This window comes from Aminobacter sp. P4_D5 (assembly GCF_056401815.1).
Map to the genome: position 1 here is coordinate 1 of NZ_JBFUIP010000946.1, position 624 is coordinate 624.

2 protein-coding genes are annotated in these 624 nt (G+C 70.7%); one reads left to right on the forward strand and one right to left on the reverse strand.

Annotated features, from left to right (window positions below; genetic code table 11):
* Positions 1-520 (forward strand): aspartate/glutamate racemase family protein (locus tag AC1DWF_RS35970; RefSeq protein WP_476843231.1); only part of this gene is annotated, 520 nt, incomplete at its 5' end.
* A 7-nt stretch (positions 521-527) separates the two neighbouring features.
* Here AC1DWF_RS35970 and AC1DWF_RS35975 read toward each other — a convergent pair.
* Complete coding sequence (locus tag AC1DWF_RS35975) at positions 528-623, reverse strand: RNase H family protein (protein ID WP_476843232.1); 96 nt, start codon at positions 621-623, stop codon at positions 528-530.
* Position 624: the final 1 nt, after the last annotated feature.

Sequence of the window (624 nt, forward strand, 5' to 3'; positions counted from 1 at the left end):
AGAGGCGATGATCGAGCGCTTCGTCGCCTTCGGGACCTATGGCCACCGCATGGGCGGGGACGGCATCCTCGTGACCTGTTCCGCCTTCGGCCCGGCCATCGACCGCCTGATCGCGGCCCTGCCGATCCCCGTGCTGAAGCCGAACGAGGCCATGTTCCAGGCGGCGATCGCCCAGGGGCGGCGGATCGGCATGCTGGCGACCTTCGGCCCCTCCGTCGGCACGATGACGGACGAGTTCGACGAATTCGTCGCCCGCAGTGGCAAGCCGGCGAGCCTGGACACGGTGCTGGTCGCGGATGCCATCGCCCTGCTGAAGGGAGGCGATGTGGAATCCCACAACCGCCTCGTCGCCGCGCGCGCGCCGGAGCTTGGCAAGCACGATGCCATCATGCTCGCGCATTTCTCGACCTCGCGCGCCGCCGAGGCGGTTCGTGCGGTGGTCGGCCTTCCCGTGCTGACGGCGCCGCATGCGGCCGTGGACCGCATGCGCGAGATGGTCGAGGCGCGGGTCGCGGCCTGACGGCCGATCAGGCGCGCAGCGACTCCCGAGCCTGCGTCGCCAGCACGTCCGCCCGCTCGTTCATGGGGTGGCCGGAATGGCCCTTCACCCAGAGCCACTCCACC